General features: G+C 45.4%; 15 protein-coding genes. 9 read left to right on the top strand and 6 right to left on the bottom strand.

Annotated features, from left to right (window positions below; translation table 11 throughout):
- Positions 1–98: 98 nt before the first annotated feature.
- The 5 genes from LZZ85_RS12610 (at position 99) to LZZ85_RS12590 (ending at position 6,991) form a co-directional block, all read left to right on the top strand.
- Positions 99–464 (top strand): cupin domain-containing protein, encoded by a 366-nt coding sequence (locus tag LZZ85_RS12610; protein ID WP_237872201.1) that lies wholly within the window; start codon positions 99–101, stop codon positions 462–464.
- A 159-nt stretch (positions 465–623) separates the two neighbouring features.
- A complete protein-coding gene (locus LZZ85_RS12605; RefSeq protein WP_237872199.1) occupies positions 624–2,246 on the top strand; it encodes a Na+/H+ antiporter in 1,623 nt (540 codons plus the stop codon).
- 392 nt (positions 2,247–2,638) lie between these two features.
- Positions 2,639–3,775, top strand: coding sequence for a UDP-galactopyranose mutase (glf, locus tag LZZ85_RS12600; RefSeq protein WP_237872197.1), 1,137 nt, complete (start codon positions 2,639–2,641; stop codon positions 3,773–3,775).
- Positions 3,750–5,723: a family 1 glycosylhydrolase gene (locus LZZ85_RS12595; protein WP_237872195.1), complete on the top strand. Its 1,974-nt coding sequence runs from the start codon at positions 3,750–3,752 to the stop codon at positions 5,721–5,723. The genes glf and LZZ85_RS12595 overlap by 26 nt, the downstream gene beginning before the upstream one ends.
- Positions 5,724–5,782: 59 nt before the next feature.
- On the top strand, positions 5,783–6,991 hold the full coding sequence (locus LZZ85_RS12590; RefSeq protein ID WP_237872194.1) for a family 1 glycosylhydrolase: 1,209 nt from the start codon (positions 5,783–5,785) through the stop codon (positions 6,989–6,991).
- 149 nt (positions 6,992–7,140) lie between these two features.
- Here LZZ85_RS12590 and LZZ85_RS12585 read toward each other — a convergent pair whose 3' ends face one another.
- Complete coding sequence (locus LZZ85_RS12585; protein ID WP_237872192.1) at positions 7,141–7,341, bottom strand: hypothetical protein; 201 nt, start codon at positions 7,339–7,341, stop codon at positions 7,141–7,143.
- A gap of 80 nt (positions 7,342–7,421) precedes the next feature.
- Positions 7,422–8,012, bottom strand: coding sequence for a YciE/YciF ferroxidase family protein (locus tag LZZ85_RS12580; protein ID WP_237872190.1), 591 nt, complete (start codon positions 8,010–8,012; stop codon positions 7,422–7,424).
- A 110-nt stretch (positions 8,013–8,122) separates the two neighbouring features.
- Here LZZ85_RS12580 and LZZ85_RS12575 point away from each other — a divergent pair, with 110 nt between their 5' ends.
- Positions 8,123–8,401 carry a hypothetical protein gene (locus tag LZZ85_RS12575; protein WP_237872188.1) on the top strand — a complete coding sequence of 93 codons (279 nt, stop codon included), beginning with the start codon at positions 8,123–8,125 and terminating at the stop codon, positions 8,399–8,401.
- Between the two features lie 8 nt (positions 8,402–8,409).
- On the opposite strand, the gene LZZ85_RS12570 is transcribed toward LZZ85_RS12575, so the two are convergent.
- Both LZZ85_RS12570 and LZZ85_RS12565 read right to left on the bottom strand, forming a co-directional pair.
- Complete coding sequence (locus tag LZZ85_RS12570; RefSeq protein ID WP_237872186.1) at positions 8,410–9,540, bottom strand: glycosyltransferase family protein; 1,131 nt, start codon at positions 9,538–9,540, stop codon at positions 8,410–8,412.
- 240 nt (positions 9,541–9,780) lie between these two features.
- A complete protein-coding gene (locus LZZ85_RS12565) occupies positions 9,781–10,278 on the bottom strand; it encodes a hypothetical protein (protein WP_237872184.1) in 498 nt (165 codons plus the stop codon).
- Between the two features lie 190 nt (positions 10,279–10,468).
- Between LZZ85_RS12565 and LZZ85_RS12560 the strand changes: the two genes are divergently transcribed.
- From LZZ85_RS12560 to LZZ85_RS12550, 3 genes are all read left to right on the top strand, one after another.
- A complete protein-coding gene (locus LZZ85_RS12560) occupies positions 10,469–11,308 on the top strand; it encodes an alpha/beta fold hydrolase (RefSeq protein ID WP_349291742.1) in 840 nt (279 codons plus the stop codon).
- Positions 11,298–12,431, top strand: a complete 1,134-nt coding sequence (locus LZZ85_RS12555; protein WP_237872180.1) for a PAS domain-containing sensor histidine kinase — start codon at positions 11,298–11,300, stop codon at positions 12,429–12,431. Before LZZ85_RS12560 ends, LZZ85_RS12555 begins: the two co-directional genes overlap by 11 nt.
- A gap of 154 nt (positions 12,432–12,585) precedes the next feature.
- Positions 12,586–13,479: a bestrophin family protein gene (locus LZZ85_RS12550; protein WP_237872178.1), complete on the top strand. Its 894-nt coding sequence runs from the start codon at positions 12,586–12,588 to the stop codon at positions 13,477–13,479.
- Between the two features lie 152 nt (positions 13,480–13,631).
- Here the strand turns inward: LZZ85_RS12550 and LZZ85_RS12545 are convergent, their stop codons facing one another.
- Together LZZ85_RS12545 and LZZ85_RS12540 are read right to left on the bottom strand one after the other, a co-directional pair.
- A complete protein-coding gene (locus LZZ85_RS12545; RefSeq protein ID WP_237872177.1) occupies positions 13,632–15,068 on the bottom strand; it encodes an ATP-binding protein in 1,437 nt (478 codons plus the stop codon).
- Between the two features lie 217 nt (positions 15,069–15,285).
- Positions 15,286–15,567, bottom strand: coding sequence for a hypothetical protein (locus LZZ85_RS12540; protein WP_237872175.1), 282 nt, complete (start codon positions 15,565–15,567; stop codon positions 15,286–15,288).
- Positions 15,568–15,685: the final 118 nt, after the last annotated feature.

The following is a 15,685-nucleotide window of genomic DNA, read 5'->3' as shown; positions in this document are numbered from 1 at the left end:
ACATGTAGTTCTTCTCAACAGAAATACCTGTCATACGGGGCTGGATCTTTATCCGGTCCCTTTTTATTTCCACTCGTATTGAACAATACTTAAAAATTATGGACACAGACAACTTTGACAACAATTTTGAAGATGACGCCTTTGAGGGTGCAGCAACTCATATCACTATAGAAATTATTGAATATTCCGCCGGCTCATCCATAACGAAGACGATCATTAAAAAATATAACAACAGCGTCAGCACAATGTCTTTTGACAGCAGGGAAAGTCTCCGGAAAAGAACACGCCCTCATGCCAACTTCATACAGGTTGTTGCCGGCAATGTGGAGATCATTATTGACGACACACCGACAATGCTTGACCTGGGGCAGGGCATTGTTGTTCCGGCGCATTCACCTTATTACCTGAAGGCCAATTCTTTTTTTAAGATGATCAATACCATGGTACACGATGGCAGTGAATGACGTAAATACTAAGGTATTTGCACATGAATTTCCCTTATCAAAGAACGACGTTGCTTTCACCAGTGCAGGATCAAGATCATTATCACGCCTGCGCAAAAAAACTGATGCAAGCTTATCAAACTCATGATCCGTTGACATTTTCGCCTCTTGAATTAAAGTATGGAGAATTTTAAAATTGTCGTTTTCATCCTGGCTATACTGATCATTTTAACAGCGATAGCAAATAAGAGGAATCTGCCGCACCCTGTTCTGTTGGTTGTAACAGGTCTGATCATCGGAATTGTTCCGCAGCTACCGGATCTCGCACTGAATCCCGAAGTGGTATTCGTGATAATACTTCCCCCGTTACTTTATGATGCCGCTTTCAAGACCTCCTGGCATGAGTTCAAAACATCCATCCGGCCCATAGCTGCGTTAGCCATAACCCTCGTGTTTTTCACAACGGTCACCGTCGCCATCACAGCGCATTATTTTATTCCCGGCTTCACCTGGCCGCTGGCTTTCGTACTCGGCGCAATTGTTTCACCACCCGATGCGGTTGCAGCATCAGGGATCATAAAAGGGCTGGGATTGAATAGAAAAGTAGTGACCATACTGGAAGGAGAAAGCCTGGTCAATGATGCTTCCGCATTGATTGCGTACAGATACGCTGTCGTGGCCGTTACCACAGGCAGCTTTGTATTCTGGGACGCAAGTCTTCAATTCCTGCTGGTGGCCGGAGGAGGAATAGCGATCGGTATACTGACCGGGTATCTATTTGTGCTGATACATAAAAAAATCGAAAACAATCCTGTAGTTGAAACCAGCCTTACCTTACTTGCTCCTTATATCTCCTATCTTGGCGCGGAGCAACTTCATGTTTCTGGTGTACTGGCGGTTGTTTGCACCGGCCTGCTTATCTCATGGAGGTCGCCGGAGATCTTTGCCTATCAGACGCGGATGCAAACAAAGGCTGTATGGGATACCCTGATCTTCCTCTTACATGGCTTTGTGTTTATGATGATCGGGCTGCAACTCCCTGCTATCATCCGGGACCTTCGGGGCCCCGAGCTTCCCCGCATGATCGGATTTGGCCTATTGATAAGCCTTGCAACGATCCTGGTTCGGATCATTTGGGTAGTTGCCGGCGCAAGATGGCCAGGATTCCAGGAAAAAATAAAAGGTAAAACAAAAAGAGAAGATGAAAATGCTGAACCCGATGACACATGGAAAAATGTACTGGTCGTCGCCTGGACAGGGACACGCGGTGTGATCTCACTGGCCGCCGCTCTCGCCCTGCCATTGTTACTGCAGGATAAAAGCCCCTTTCCCCAACGACACTCGATCATCTTTCTTTCCTTTGTTGTCATCTTCGTGACGCTGGTAGTGCAGGGACTTTCGCTCCCTCTCCTGATCCGTCTGCTTAAAATAAAACCCCGGCAGAACGCTGATATTGAAATAACCAAGCTTCAATTACATATCGCTACAAGCACAATCTATTTTATCGATAATGAACTACCAGCCCTGACTGATAACAAACTGCACCGTGAACTCAAAAATAAATATGCAGAACTGGTCCACACACTGCTGACAAAAGAAATGGACACAGATCACAGCAGCGAAAAAACTCCTCCTGACCCGGCTGACGCCCCTTCCGGATCCTTACTGCATGCAAAATTTGAGATCAGTAAATTCCAGCGCACCTTGTTAATAAAGATACACAAGGAAGGAACTTTCAATGATGTAGTCATTCGTCACGTCGAACAGATCATGGATATCGATGAGATGAAGCTTAACTCGTAGCAGTGATCCGGAGTGACCCATAAACTGCCAACATGGTTATATGTAACAGTTGTCTGTCGTCATTTCAGAAGCATAGTAAGTAATACCGGTCATTACCTTCACATGCATAGATTATGATGCTGTTTGAATTATATACTATGGAATCAGCAATACTTTCCCGGTATAATATTCCCTTTGCCTTAATTTTTTTTTATCTGTTGCGCATTAACAAAAGCTTGAACATCTTATTCATTTAGGAGCACCTGATTGCCTTCGTCTTCTACAATACATTGCAACTGGCTCGTTAATTGACTTCTGTAGATATGATAAACTTTCTCCTTAAGCTCCTCATCGGCATTATCGCTCTTAAAGCACATCTTAAAATGTTGCGGAAACTTAAAATTTCATAAAGTATGTTTGATTATTTAATTGTTGGAGCCGGATTTGCCGGGGCCGTACTCGCTGAACGTTTAGCCTCACAAGCGGATAAAAAGATCCTGATCATTGATAAACGGAATCATATAGGGGGAAACACATTTGATTTTTATAATGAAGCAGGCATCCTCATCCATAAATATGGACCGCATATATTTCACACCAATAGCGAGGATATCTTTAACTACCTTGGGAAATTTACCTCATGGCGCCCCTATGAACACCGTGTACTTGCCAGTGTAGACGGCATGCTGGTGCCCATACCAATCAACCTGAACACTATCAATACGCTGTATGGCCTGAACCTGACAAGTGAAGAGGTCGAATCTTTTTTTGCATCAAAAGCTGTAAAAAAAGAGCAGATCCTCACCTCTGAAGATGTAGTACTGAACAAAGTAGGGAAAGATCTTTATGAGAAATTTTTTAAAGGTTACACTAAAAAGCAATGGGATCTGGATCCCAGTGAGCTGGACGCGTCGGTAACGGCGAGAATACCCACCCGGAATAACCGTGACAACCGGTATTTTACAGATAAATACCAGGCTATGCCGATGCACGGCTACACAAGAATGTTCGAAAAACTGCTGGACCATCCGAACATCAAAGTAATGGTCAATACAGATTATAAGGAGATAGCGGATTTTATCCCTTTCAAAGAAATGATCTACACCGGTCCGATCGATTATTTCTTTGACTATTGCTATGGAAAATTACCCTACCGGTCGATCGAATTCATCTTTGATACGAAAAATGAGGAGAATCATCAGCCTACAGGAACTGTAAACTATCCCAACGATCAGCCTTATACACGGGTAACTGAATTCAAATACCTGACAGGTCAGCAGCATCGTCAGACAACCATTGTTTATGAACATCCAAAAGCTGAAGGCGATCCTTACTATCCGGTTCCGCGGCCGGAAAATTCGATCTTATACAGCCGTTATAAAGACCTGGCCGACAAACTCACCAAAGTTCATTTTACAGGTCGCCTTGCCACTTACAAATATTATAATATGGACCAGGTGGTAGCGCAGTCGCTTAAACTTTTTAAAAAGTTAATGACCTTATCAGCACCAGAAAACAGAATCGATGAACAAAAGATTGCCTTGCACTAAACCGGAGATCTGGGGCGGGATGGAATGCACCATTAATCGTGTCGGCGATGTGTACAGGGATCAATTGGCCGAGACCGGTCACTACGAACGTCGTGATGATCTGCATAAATTATCTGCTCTCGGCTTCACTAAGTTCCGGTACCCTATACTCTGGGAACGCCACTTTCCCAAGAAAGATCACCAGGAGGAATGGGAATGGACTGCCGGTCAGCTGAATATTCTGCGAAAAAAGAATATTGAGCCGATCGCCGGGCTGATCCATCATGGAAGCGGACCATTATATACAAATCTGCTTGACATGGAATTTCCGGTAAAACTTGCTGCCTATGCAAAACAGGTTGCCGAGACTTTTCCCTGGATCAGGTTTTATACCCCCGTTAATGAACCGCTGACAACTGCAAGGTTTAGCGGCTTATACGGTTTCTGGTATCCACATAAAAAAAGTGATGCTGCATTCGTAAGGATGCTCCTTAATCAATTGAAAGGAATTGTCTTGTCTATGCAGGCCATAAGGGAGATCAATCCCGAAGCCAGCCTGATCCAGACGGAAGATCTTTCAAAAACATATAGTACACCTGCGCTTGCTTACCAGGCCGAATTCGAAAATCAACGCAGGTGGCTTACTTATGATTTTCTCACGGGGAAAGTAAATAAAGAACACTTTGCCTGGAAGTATTTCATCGATAACGGAATTGAAGAAGATGAATTGTTTTTCTTCCTGGACAACCTATGCCCTCCTGCTATTGCGGGATTCAATTATTATGTGACATCAGAACGGTTTCTTGATGAGAACATTTCAAAATATCCCCGCCATACACATGGTCATAACCATGAGCAGGCTTATGCAGATACTGAAGCAGCAAGAAGCGGTCACATGAAAGGTGCGGCTGGTTTGCTGAAAGAAGCATGGTGGCGTTACAGGATACCCATTGCATTGACCGAATGCCAGCTTGTTTGCACACGGGAACAACAAATGAAGTGGTTCTATCAGCATTATAAGTTCGCAGAAGATCTTCGCCGGCAGGCTATCCCGGTCGTTGCGATCACAGCCTGGGGACTGTTAGGAGCTGTAGATTGGAACACCCTCATATGCCAGAATAACGGGCAATATGAGAGCGGTGTTTTCGAGATCCAGAAACAACAACTCCAGCCCACCGCAACTGCAAGAATGATCCGCACGCTCGCTAAAGGAAAAGATTGCTATCATCCTGCACTGGATGGCAGAGGATGGTGGCAGCCTGCCGGATCAACTGCTTTCAACTATCCTTTATCATTGCGTGGTGGTTCAGGCAAAAGACTTGTAATAATTGATAACAATTCCCCTATTGGCAATATCTTTCACAGCTTATGCCAGGAAAGAGATCTTTTGTGCACAGTCCTTTCAGCTGCAGACGCTGAATACCTCGATCATGAGCAGCTTGCAAAGAAAATTGATAAATGTTTCCCCTGGGCAATCGTGGATGTTCGCGCACCCATAATGGGGCCTGACTCATCTTTATTTGAAAAACCCAGGCGAACCCACCGGTCATTTATTGTGCAACAGTCGCGTCCGATACAGCTGCTTCAGTTCTCCGCAGGTTTTACTACTGATGGATCGAAGGGCGGTACTGACCACCCCGTTCAGTCAGGCGTAGAAATACTGGTCGATCGGCTGAACGCTGAAGATATATTTCAATATCTCCGGGAGCGTCTACATAAAAAAGCAACCTTCGCAGGCACAACAGACACGGAGATCGACCAGGATCGTATGAAAAAGGTGGCCAACAGAGCCCTTGACCTTCTTATAGATAATGCTAAAGGGATTTGGCATTTCACCGAAAACACAGAGGATCTCCTGATGAACGCAGAAGAAAATGTTCAGGCCATAGACCAGAAGGCACAAACGACAGATGCAAGGAAACAGTTGACGAAGAAAATGGCAGTCCCCGTTTACCAGTTCACTAAATAAAGTGTCCGCCTCCGGGGATTGAGGTGATCATAGCTTCAGCTACTCTTTAAAAACATACCATGTCTGGAAACAGGTTCATGTTCAGTACGGGGATTGAAAACAGTTATCCCACTATTCTGCTCCCCAACGGAAAGATAAAACGCGTGGACGAGATGGAAAAGACCGGCCATTATACCCACTGGAAAAAAGACTTCCAGTTGATCAAATCGCTGGGATTGGAATTTGTACGTTTTGGTCCCGCACTATACAGTACGCATACAGGCCCCGGTAAGTACGACTGGGCATTCGCTGATGAAGCATTTGCCTGCTTGAAACAGTTACAGATCACCCCGATAGTTGATCTCTGCCATTTCGGTTTGCCAGACTGGCTTGGAAATTTCCAAAACCCCGAATTCCCCCGCTTCTTTGCTGAGTATGCTCAGGCATTCGCAAGAAGATTTCCTGATCTGCAATTGTACACTCCTATTAACGAGATCTTCATCACTGCTATGTTCTCTGCAAAATATGGATGGTGGAATGAACGGCTGCAGTCGGATTATGCATTCGTAACCGCAATGAAAAACCTTTGCAAAGCGAATGTACTTGCCATGCAGAAAATACTGGAAGTTCAACCGGACGCAACATTTATTCAAAGCGAATCATCAGAATATTTTCATGCCATGGACCCCGGAGCGATCAATCTAGCAAGGTTCCTGAATCAGAAACGCTTTCTCCCGCTCGATCTCACCTATGGCTATCCATTGAATGTTCCAATGTATACTTACCTGCTTCAAAACGGCATGACGCCGGAAGAATACCAGTGGTTCGGACGCAACCAGGTCAAAGCCCGCTGTGTAATGGGAAATGACTATTACGTCACTAATGAACACCTTGTCTTCCCTGACGGACATACGCAAGCCGCCGGTGAGATCTTCGGATACTATGTGATCACGCACCAGTACTATAGAAGGTATAAACTTCCGATCATGCACACCGAAACGAACATCAAAATGCCTGCTTCAAAAGAATGGCTGCTGAAACAATGGGCGAATGTGCACCGCCTCAAACGGGATGGAATTCCGATAATCGGATTCACCTGGTACAGCCTCACACACCAGGTAGATTGGGACTCTGCTTTACGTAATGATCACGGAGTAATCAATGAACTGGGCTTGTTTGATCTCGACAGAAACATCATGCCTGTCGGCGAAGCTTATAAAAAACTGATCCTTGACTGGAAAGACATTCTGAATGAAGAGAGTTTCGGGCTTACGTTCGATAACTGGTAAGACCGGCGCTAAAATCTCTGCATAGAATAAGATAAGATTGTCGTAATAGTATCGCAAAGTACGCAAAGAAGCCGCGTAGAACGCTAAGATATCTTAGTGCGCGTCGCGGCTTCTTCGTAGTACTACGCTCGTCCCATTTCGGGAGATTATCACCTGGTGAATACCGTCTTGAGTTTAATGATGTCCGCCGTAAAATAACTAAAGAGATCAGTCCCATCAAAGATATCAATGAACTGATCCGATCTGACCTCCTCGGCCCTGAAATTATTTTGCTGTATCAGAAGAGAATTATCGGCAAGCAAAGCAGTTGCCTCGGGAATCATCTTATCGGGAGAAATAGATTCATTCATACATTTAGATTTAAAGAGTATCTGTGCAGCTACAAAAAGACAAGGCCACAGATGTGACCTTGTGCTCGAAATCAAACAGCCTAATCGGCGCTGTCTTCACCATCTTCCTGTTCAGCTTCCCAGTTAATATTATTTTCCGCTATCTCGGTCAAACCAAGGTCAGTTTGTTTTTCTTCTTCCAGTGTTGTCGAAAGTATTTCAGCAACATCCGTTTTACCGAGTGTATTTGCGAGGGATACCAGGCCGCCATATGTAGCTATCTCATAATGTTCAATTTTCTGAGACGCCATGATGATCCCAACGTCACGCGTCATAGAGCCTTTTTCAGTTTCCTCTACAATGGATTCGCCTTCTTTGATCAGACCTTCCATGGCATCACACTTCTTGGCCTGGGCGCGCTCCCCTATCAACTCAAACACCTGTTCAAGACGTGAAACCTGTTCTTTCGTCTGATCAATATGTTCTTCAATAGCGCTTTGCAGCTCTTCTGTAGTTGCTGCTTTTTGCATTTTAGGTAACGCTTTGGTAAGCGCTTTTTCAGCCCAGTAAATATCTTTCAGAGAATCTGTAAAGAATTTTTCAAGCTGCGTATTTCCTTCTCCAACTGCTTTTTTTGCTTTTGTTGCAGTTGCAGTTGGTGTTCTCTTTTTAGGAGATGATTTTGTTGGCATAAAAATTTTATTTTGTTGTTTATTGATATATAGTTCCAAATGACATGCCGCATGTTGTAAAAATCTTTATCTGGCATGCTATTCACTCTTATTCTGATGAAAACATTACAATGCACAAGAGGCTTATTCAAATAACACTGGTCATAAAGGCGTATCCTGTTATGCAGGAATATAATTTTACTAAGCGCACCGAGCTATTATATGATGTGAACATTGATGACGAAAATGGGCAACGCTGTTATTTTTCCCTGGTAAAGGATAAGGATTACTGGCAGATAGGGCCTGAACTATTACTCCCCAACTGGGTCAGCGAAAATGAAAGCGATTTGCTGTCTGCCTTTCACTCTGTCGAAAACATGGAATTGATCGGTCAGTTTTACAATAATTGAGCGGCTCATCAGCTCAGTTCAACCCCAGACAAATGTCGTTGGTTTTGTAACAAGGCATTATCAATGTGTTCCGACATCCTTCGCCATGTATAATCCCATGAAAGATCTTTGAGGAAAATATCAACCGATCTCAACCATTCAGGATTGCGCTTGATCTCCAGGCTCCACTTGATCCCTGAAATGAAATCGTCAACCGATGCGCCAATATAAACAAGCCCATCGTCACCATAGGGATGTATAACGTCATGTATAGGCGTGGATACAACCGGTTTACCGCCGGCAAGGTATTCAGGGGTCTTAGTCGGACTGATAAACCTCGTTGAGTCATTCTGCGCGAATGGAATAAGCGCTACGTCCCAACCCGACAAATAATTCGGAAGTTCATCATACGTTTTTCCGCCGAGATAATAAATATTTGGTCTGCGGGGTAACTTTGCCGGATCTATCTTCACTACAGGACCGATAAGAATGATACTCCATTTTGGACATTTCTCTGCGATAGCATCTATCAACCCAAGATCCATCCGCTCGTCGATCACCCCGAAAAAACCGATCTTGGTCCCTTCTATGGTCTCCTGATCTGCCGGTTGATGACCTGTTTTCCTCGCCCGCTGAAAATGCTCCTTGTCAATGCTGCTTGGAAATGAATGAATATTATCGTGAAGAGCTTTTTTACTTTCATACAACAGGTTGCCACCCGTAAAGACGAGATCTGCCATATCAAACAACTCATGTTCCTTTTGCTGCATTTCAACCGGGGCATTCCGGAACATCGATAACTCATCCATGCAATCATAAACGACCAGCTTTGGCATTACCAGCCCAGCCAGCAAATCAATAGACATGGGAGTGTAAAACCATGCAACATAGCTGTCTATCTTATACTGCTTCACTACATCCGCTAAAAGTTTCTGCTGCAGCTGTAGCGGATTTGTTTCAGACACCCCGTCCGGGAGATGGGGAGTTACCACATAAATATTAAGGGCAGGTCTTTTAACCTCCATTTTCGCAGCGCCATTTTGCCACACAGGCTCTTCTATAAAAAAAACACGGTCATTTTCCGCGTATCTTGACATCAGATGCTGAGGACGTTGATAAACGAAATCCCAGCGCAGATGGCTAAAGCATAATACATCCATTTAAATTTAGTTGAGTTGATTAAGATTAATCCGGGCAATCGGATCAGGTCATTCACCGGACCAGAAAAAATTATGTGAACAAGTTTAACAGGCTCTCTTACCCGCCACAAATAGCGTGACTAAAAACAGCACTTTAATTGCCCGAATTAATGTAACTATAAATCCTGTTTTTAAAAGTCGGCAATTAATGCCTCAATAAAAGCCTTCCGTTATCCGGAAGGCCCGTGATCATTCTTCTGATTACTCTTTCTCGGGATACACATTCTTTTTAGGCTTAGGCTGATCTTGAGGATCTGCCTCTCCATTCTCATCATCATCTTCTTCTTCCTCACCGTCTTCGTCTTCAAAATCTTCGTTAACCTCATTGTCACCTGCCTCCTCTTCCTCTTCTTCAAAAGGCCCATCTTCGTTACCTGCGTCTACCTGGAGCTCATCATCCTCATCGCCTTCCATTTCCTCGTCCACATTTCCTTCAATCTCCTCATCGTCCTGATCTGCATCGATCTCGGCAACATTTCCGTTAACCTCCGTGTCCTCACCCTCTTCATCTGATTCACTTGCTGGTCTGTTCATTTTTGCTCTTCTCCGGTCCGCATCCTTCTCGAATTGATTTTGCTCATCGTCATTTCGATCCGTGTTACGGGAATTTCCTTCATCATCGCGCTTACTGCCAGGTGATGAGCTATCTGCGCGGCGTGCAGCCTGCTGGTCTTTCTGACCATTTTGATTTTTTGACATTGTAATATTTTTGTGATTGATAATATAGTATAAGAGAAATAGCATGCCACGAAAGATGGCCTGCACGGTTGTCAATACACCACCCGGTCACATGCAGATCTGTAAACAAAAACTTTTATGATTGTATTAGTTTATATCTAGGTATTTTCCCGGATAGCAGCGTTGCCTGTGGTTTGTTTTATAGCTTCATTTGAAAAGCCCTACCTTTAAACAAATCGTAAATAACAATTTGGCTTCTGTTCTTAAACGAAATAACGTCCGGGTAATTGGAAAAGGAACAAGACCTCTTTTTTTCACACACGGGTTCGGGTGCGACCAGAACATGTGGAGATACATTTATCCTTCTTTTGAACAAGATTACAAGATCGTACTGATCGACCATGTCGGGGCCGGCGACTCCGATCTCACAGCTTATTCATTTGATAAATACAATACGCTCGATGGGTATGTGGAAGACATTCTGGAGGTCATTGATGAGTTACAACTGAGTGAGGTAACATTTGTGGGACATTCGGTCAGCGCGCTGATGGGAATTCTGGCTGCCATAAGGCGGCCGGAGGTTTTTTGTCAACTGGTGCTGGTCAGCCCCTCGCCTTCTTATATTAATGACGGGAATTATACCGGGGGCTTTACTCGACACCAGATAGATGAATTGCTGGAAGCACTTGACGACAATCACCTGGGATGGTCTATGACGATGGCGCCAGTGATCATGGGAAACCCTGACAGGGAAGATCTCCGGGAAGAATTAGCCAACAGCTTTTGCCGCACCGACCCCGCCATTGCGAGACAGTTCGCACGCACCACTTTCCTTTCGGATAAACGCGATGTGATTGGAGAAACACCCGTACCGTCACTGATCCTTCAATGTTCCAACGATATTATAGCACCGGTTGAAGTTGGAATGTATATGCATGAGCAAATTCCAGCCAGCAAACTCGTTATCCTTAAAGCAACCGGGCATTGCCCGAACCTGAGTGCCCCAGCGGAAACCATATCAGCTATTCAAGCCTATTTGCATGCAATCTGACACACGATATAATATCGATTCCCGTAGGGAAGATTTTGAAGACCTGTTTGAACATTCCCTCACTGGTAATATCATTGCATCACCAGATGGAAAAATTGAACGGGTTAACAATAAACTCGCTTCCTGGGTAAAAGCTTCAGCCACGCAGATCCGTGGGCGCTCTTTTTCTGATCTGCTCACCATTGGCGGCAGGATCTATTACGAAACACATCTCGCCCCCCTTTTACGAATGCAGGGGCACTTCGACGAAGTGGCGGTAGAACTGATGGGAGAAGGCGGTACTAAGGTTCCGGTACTGATCAATGCGATAGAACGGCGTGACACTGATAATAACCCGGTGTTTATCCGCTTTACCGTTTTTAAAGCAGCTGACCGCAGGATCTACGAACAGAACCTTAAAGAACTTAAGGCGACGTTCGAAACTAATCTGATACAGGCTGAGCAACTTACGCACTACCGGGAGCAATTTATAGCAGTACTTGGCCATGATCTGCGTAATCCCGTCGGTTCCATACTGGCATCTGCTTCTTTATTGTCAGGTGATCATTCACCAGACATTAATGCCAGGGCGGTCCAGTTGATCCGTAAAAGTGCGTTGCGTATCTCAGAACTCATTACCAACACGATGGATTTTGCACGGACACGTTTGGGTGAAGGAATTGTTTTGACTCTAACATCCGTCCCCCTGAAACCCGTAATTGATCAGGTCATAGACGAACTGATGTCTATATGGCCGTCAAAGATCATTATCCGGGATATAAAACTGCCGGACCCCATCCTTTGCGATGAAGCAAGGATAGCCCAGCTGGTTTCAAACCTTCTTGCCAATGCGATCACACACGGAGCAACAGATCAGCCTGTTAGCGCAGAAGCTGGAATACGGAACGGCCTTTTGCATATTTCTGTATGTAATGAAGGAGACCCTATCGATCAGCTGCAAATAAGCGATATCTTTCAACCTTTCCGGAGAGAACAAACAGGGAAAAATCAAAACAACCCGCGACAGGGCCTGGGGCTCGGTCTGTATATTTCATCAGAAATAGCAAAAGCCCATAATGGCTCGCTCAGCGTAACTTCCACTTCCGAACAAACGTGTTTCACCTTCACCATGCCCGTCTTGTAAACAACTTGTCATGCTGCTGTCCTTACCGGATAGTTCTGACACCCACGCCGATCATAGTTTCAACTACACCATGCACTACTGAAATGTTGAGCACTGCTTCGACCCGAATCGCACGCACCTGATTAAACTTCATACCCTAAACGATCATCATTAAATGATTCTTGAAAAACGCATTCCCCTAAAATACCTGATCAACATTGTTAAGTTCGACCTGGCAATTGTAATATCCATTGGCTTGCTTAGCCACTACCTGGCCGCACGATTTATGGAACCTTTTCCCGCGATGCCGCTCGCGATCCCGGCATTTCTGGGAACATCGCTCTCTGTACTGTTATCCTTCAAAATGAACCAATCGTATGATAGATGGTGGGAAGCACGAAAAGCATGGGGAACCATTATAAATGACTCAAGGACACTGGTGATCCAATTGCAATCTTTTTTAAACAACACTCATACTGAAGAAATTCAAAAAATTGCGTACAGACAGATTGCCTGGTGCTACATTACAGGCGCTTCGCTCCGTGGCGTCGAGTCATCTTCCATTGCCGGGTCGTATCTTTCAAAGGAAGAAAATGACCAACTGGCTTCCAGCCATAATCATCCACTTATGTTATTAAGATCCACGGCAAAAGATATACAACAGCTTCGATCAGTTGAATCTCTCGATGTACATGGACAAATTCATTTGCAGGAAACGATCGTTCGCCTCACCGATTCGCTGGGTGTGGCGGAAAGGATCAACCGCACCATCTTTCCATCAACTTACCGCCTCGTTCTTCATTTTATCATTTATCTTTTTGTAGTAACGTTGGCTATTTCCCTGAAAGCAATTGATTACTCCCTCGTAGTACCTCTTTTGTTACTGATCCCGGCAAGTTTTCTGTTGATCGAAAAAATTGCCTACCACTTGCAGGATCCGTTCCGGAACAGGCCAAGCGATGTACCGGTCACAGATATTTCGGAGAATATCGAAAGGGATATAAGGTCATTGCTGGGCGAAGCGACCGGAGAGAAAAAAAATCAACCAGGGACTTATTACCTGATGTAATATCGCTGATTGGAAAGCGTCACTTCCCTTGCGCCCTTCTGGCTGCCCCGGGATCTGTAGAAGTTGGACCAGGTCGTAGTAAAACAGGAGAACTCCAGGATCAGGCATGGTTGCGAGGAAGCAGCGGCGGCTGATCAATAAGGGAAGCATTATTAAACCGGCAGGATGATCGCAAGCGTAAACCCATTTCCCGGGGAAGTAGCAATAGTAACCTTACCTCCTGATTTCTTTGCCCTTTTCTCGATATTCAACAATCCAACGCCTTTGTTTTTGGCATCGGTAAAGGACGCACCTACTCCATTGTCGGCAATAGTCATTGTAAATTCCTTCTCATCCATATTCAGATGCATCGATACACGGTTCGCTTTCGAATGCTTCACGATATTGGTGCAATGCTCTTGCAGGATCCGGTAAAGCTCAAGTTTAAAAGAAGATCCCAGCCGTGCTTCATTTAGACATTCTGTTTGCAACTCAACAGCGATCCCTGCCGGGCGAAGCAGGGTTTCGCACAGGCGCTCCACCTGTACCATCAGCGCATCCTTATCCTCGTCTGAAGAGATCAGGCCATGCGCAAGGCGCCTGTTTTCTTCGATCGCTTTTAACACGCTGCTCTTGCAATACGGTACCAGTTCGGAGGCCCGTTCAGGCGCTTCACTGATCAATGTCAGGTACAGGTTGGCACTGGCCAGTAGCTGGTTCACATTGTCATGCAACTCCTGCCCGAGTAAATGGCGCTCACGTTCCCCGGCCACCAAACTAAGCTGATCGAGCTCGTATTGCATTTGCCCCTGCTGTTCCCGCAGCTCCTGCAGCAGGTTCTCTTCCCGGGTTACATCTTTGATCAGAACCGTCATTCCTTTGTCAACCGGTTGGAAGAAACAGTCAAGCCAGCTGTCCGATGCCGTTAGGTACAGCCGGACAGCAAGACGCTCCGCATCTTGCAACACGGCGGTAAAAGCAGCCCCGAAAAAACTGTCTTTGATCTCCGGAAACACATCCCAGACCAGATTCCCTGCAGGAGACCATGCTTTTCCGCTGAGCAATTGTCCTGCAGCATCATTGATATGCATGATATAGCCAGCGGTATCCAGCGCAAGAAGTCCGTCAGGTCCGTGTTCAAGGTAAGAGCGGAATATATCTGCCCGTTTCATCTGCTGCTTTTCGCCCTTACTTGCCGATGGGATCTTTGATCGCCGGGCAAGTGAAGTGGCAACAGAGCTACAAAGCCGGGAAAGGGCTGACTTATCAAGGCAGTCATCACCGCCTTCACGCAGGTAGTCGATCGCCTGGTCTTCCAGAAGCAGCGCCGTAACGAGAATGCAGATCGCCTCCGGACGCAATTCACGCGCAACCCGCAGTGCAGCAAACGCATTGAAGCCGGGTAGAGAATTGTCGGTAATAATTACATCGGGCGAAAAATGCTGTAAGGCATGCCTGAAATCTTCTTCGGCGGAAGTTATTAAAAAAGCACAATCCCCTCTATCGCGCTCTAACCGGTGCCGGATAACAAACGCATGATCAGAATCGTCTTCGAGAATGAGTATCCTCAAAAATGTTGTTGCAAAGGGTAAAGTAGAAATGGGTTTCATGATATAGGACCGTTTACGTACACGTAATCAGGATAACCAAGATACAGCTTTTAAAATGCTATCCAAGAAGTTGTCGCATTAAACACCCGGTTTCGTCAAGATGACCGGCAAAACATGGCATTCGGTAATCAAAAGAACCATTAATATCAGATGCAGTTACCATGTTACCAGCGGATCCGCCCTAAATCCCGGCACCTTTGAAAGTGCATTGTAACCCCTATAGTTCAACAATCTCCCACCGGCCAGCCGGGCGAAGTCCCTTTTGTCCCGGGAATAGGTCAGCAAAATATCCCTCTTTCTGCCCGCCATGATCAGGGCGGGAACCATCTTGTTTCTGGCCCGGACCCTTCGTTGCCGCTTCCGTTGAAGAGGCTGCGGATAGGCGACTGCGTCGATCAATAAATCGAACGATGGGAATATTGCCGGAACACGAACATTCAACAATCACGCCTGTGAAAATATAACCACGCGTCATCAGGAAGAACAGCATATACTTCATTTCCCCCTTTTACCGGATACCGTCACCCTCCTACCTGATTACGATCCGTGACGTGCAAAATCTTACTCAATCCTCCAGGATGCTGAACAGGCGCGGCTTCAGTTTCAGCGGCATATCA

It is taken from the genome of Terrimonas ginsenosidimutans (genome assembly GCF_022012415.1).
In the GTDB taxonomy this organism is placed as follows: Bacteria; Bacteroidota; Bacteroidia; order Chitinophagales; family Chitinophagaceae; genus Terrimonas_A; species Terrimonas_A ginsenosidimutans.
This window is presented reverse-complemented; position numbering and strand designations above follow the sequence as displayed.

Coding starts and splice junctions, on each gene's coding strand:
- LZZ85_RS12595 (WP_237872195.1), top strand. CDS start 3,750: ATGAACAAAAGATTGCCTTGCACTAAACCGGAGATCTGGGGCGGGATG.
- LZZ85_RS12590 (WP_237872194.1), top strand. CDS start 5,783: ATGTCTGGAAACAGGTTCATGTTCAGTACGGGGATTGAAAACAGTTAT.
- LZZ85_RS12540 (WP_237872175.1), bottom strand. CDS start 15,567: ATGAAGTATATGCTGTTCTTCCTGATGACGCGTGGTTATATTTTCACA.
- LZZ85_RS12585 (WP_237872192.1), bottom strand. CDS start 7,341: ATGAATGAATCTATTTCTCCCGATAAGATGATTCCCGAGGCAACTGCT.
- LZZ85_RS12610 (WP_237872201.1), top strand. CDS start 99: ATGGACACAGACAACTTTGACAACAATTTTGAAGATGACGCCTTTGAG.
- LZZ85_RS12605 (WP_237872199.1), top strand. CDS start 624: ATGGAGAATTTTAAAATTGTCGTTTTCATCCTGGCTATACTGATCATT.
- LZZ85_RS12545 (WP_237872177.1), bottom strand. CDS start 15,068: ATGAAACCCATTTCTACTTTACCCTTTGCAACAACATTTTTGAGGATA.
- LZZ85_RS12570 (WP_237872186.1), bottom strand. CDS start 9,540: ATGGATGTATTATGCTTTAGCCATCTGCGCTGGGATTTCGTTTATCAA.
- LZZ85_RS12550 (WP_237872178.1), top strand. CDS start 12,586: ATGATTCTTGAAAAACGCATTCCCCTAAAATACCTGATCAACATTGTT.
- LZZ85_RS12565 (WP_237872184.1), bottom strand. CDS start 10,278: ATGTCAAAAAATCAAAATGGTCAGAAAGACCAGCAGGCTGCACGCCGC.
- glf (WP_237872197.1), top strand. CDS start 2,639: ATGTTTGATTATTTAATTGTTGGAGCCGGATTTGCCGGGGCCGTACTC.
- LZZ85_RS12580 (WP_237872190.1), bottom strand. CDS start 8,012: ATGCCAACAAAATCATCTCCTAAAAAGAGAACACCAACTGCAACTGCA.
- LZZ85_RS12555 (WP_237872180.1), top strand. CDS start 11,298: ATGCAATCTGACACACGATATAATATCGATTCCCGTAGGGAAGATTTT.
- LZZ85_RS12575 (WP_237872188.1), top strand. CDS start 8,123: ATGCACAAGAGGCTTATTCAAATAACACTGGTCATAAAGGCGTATCCT.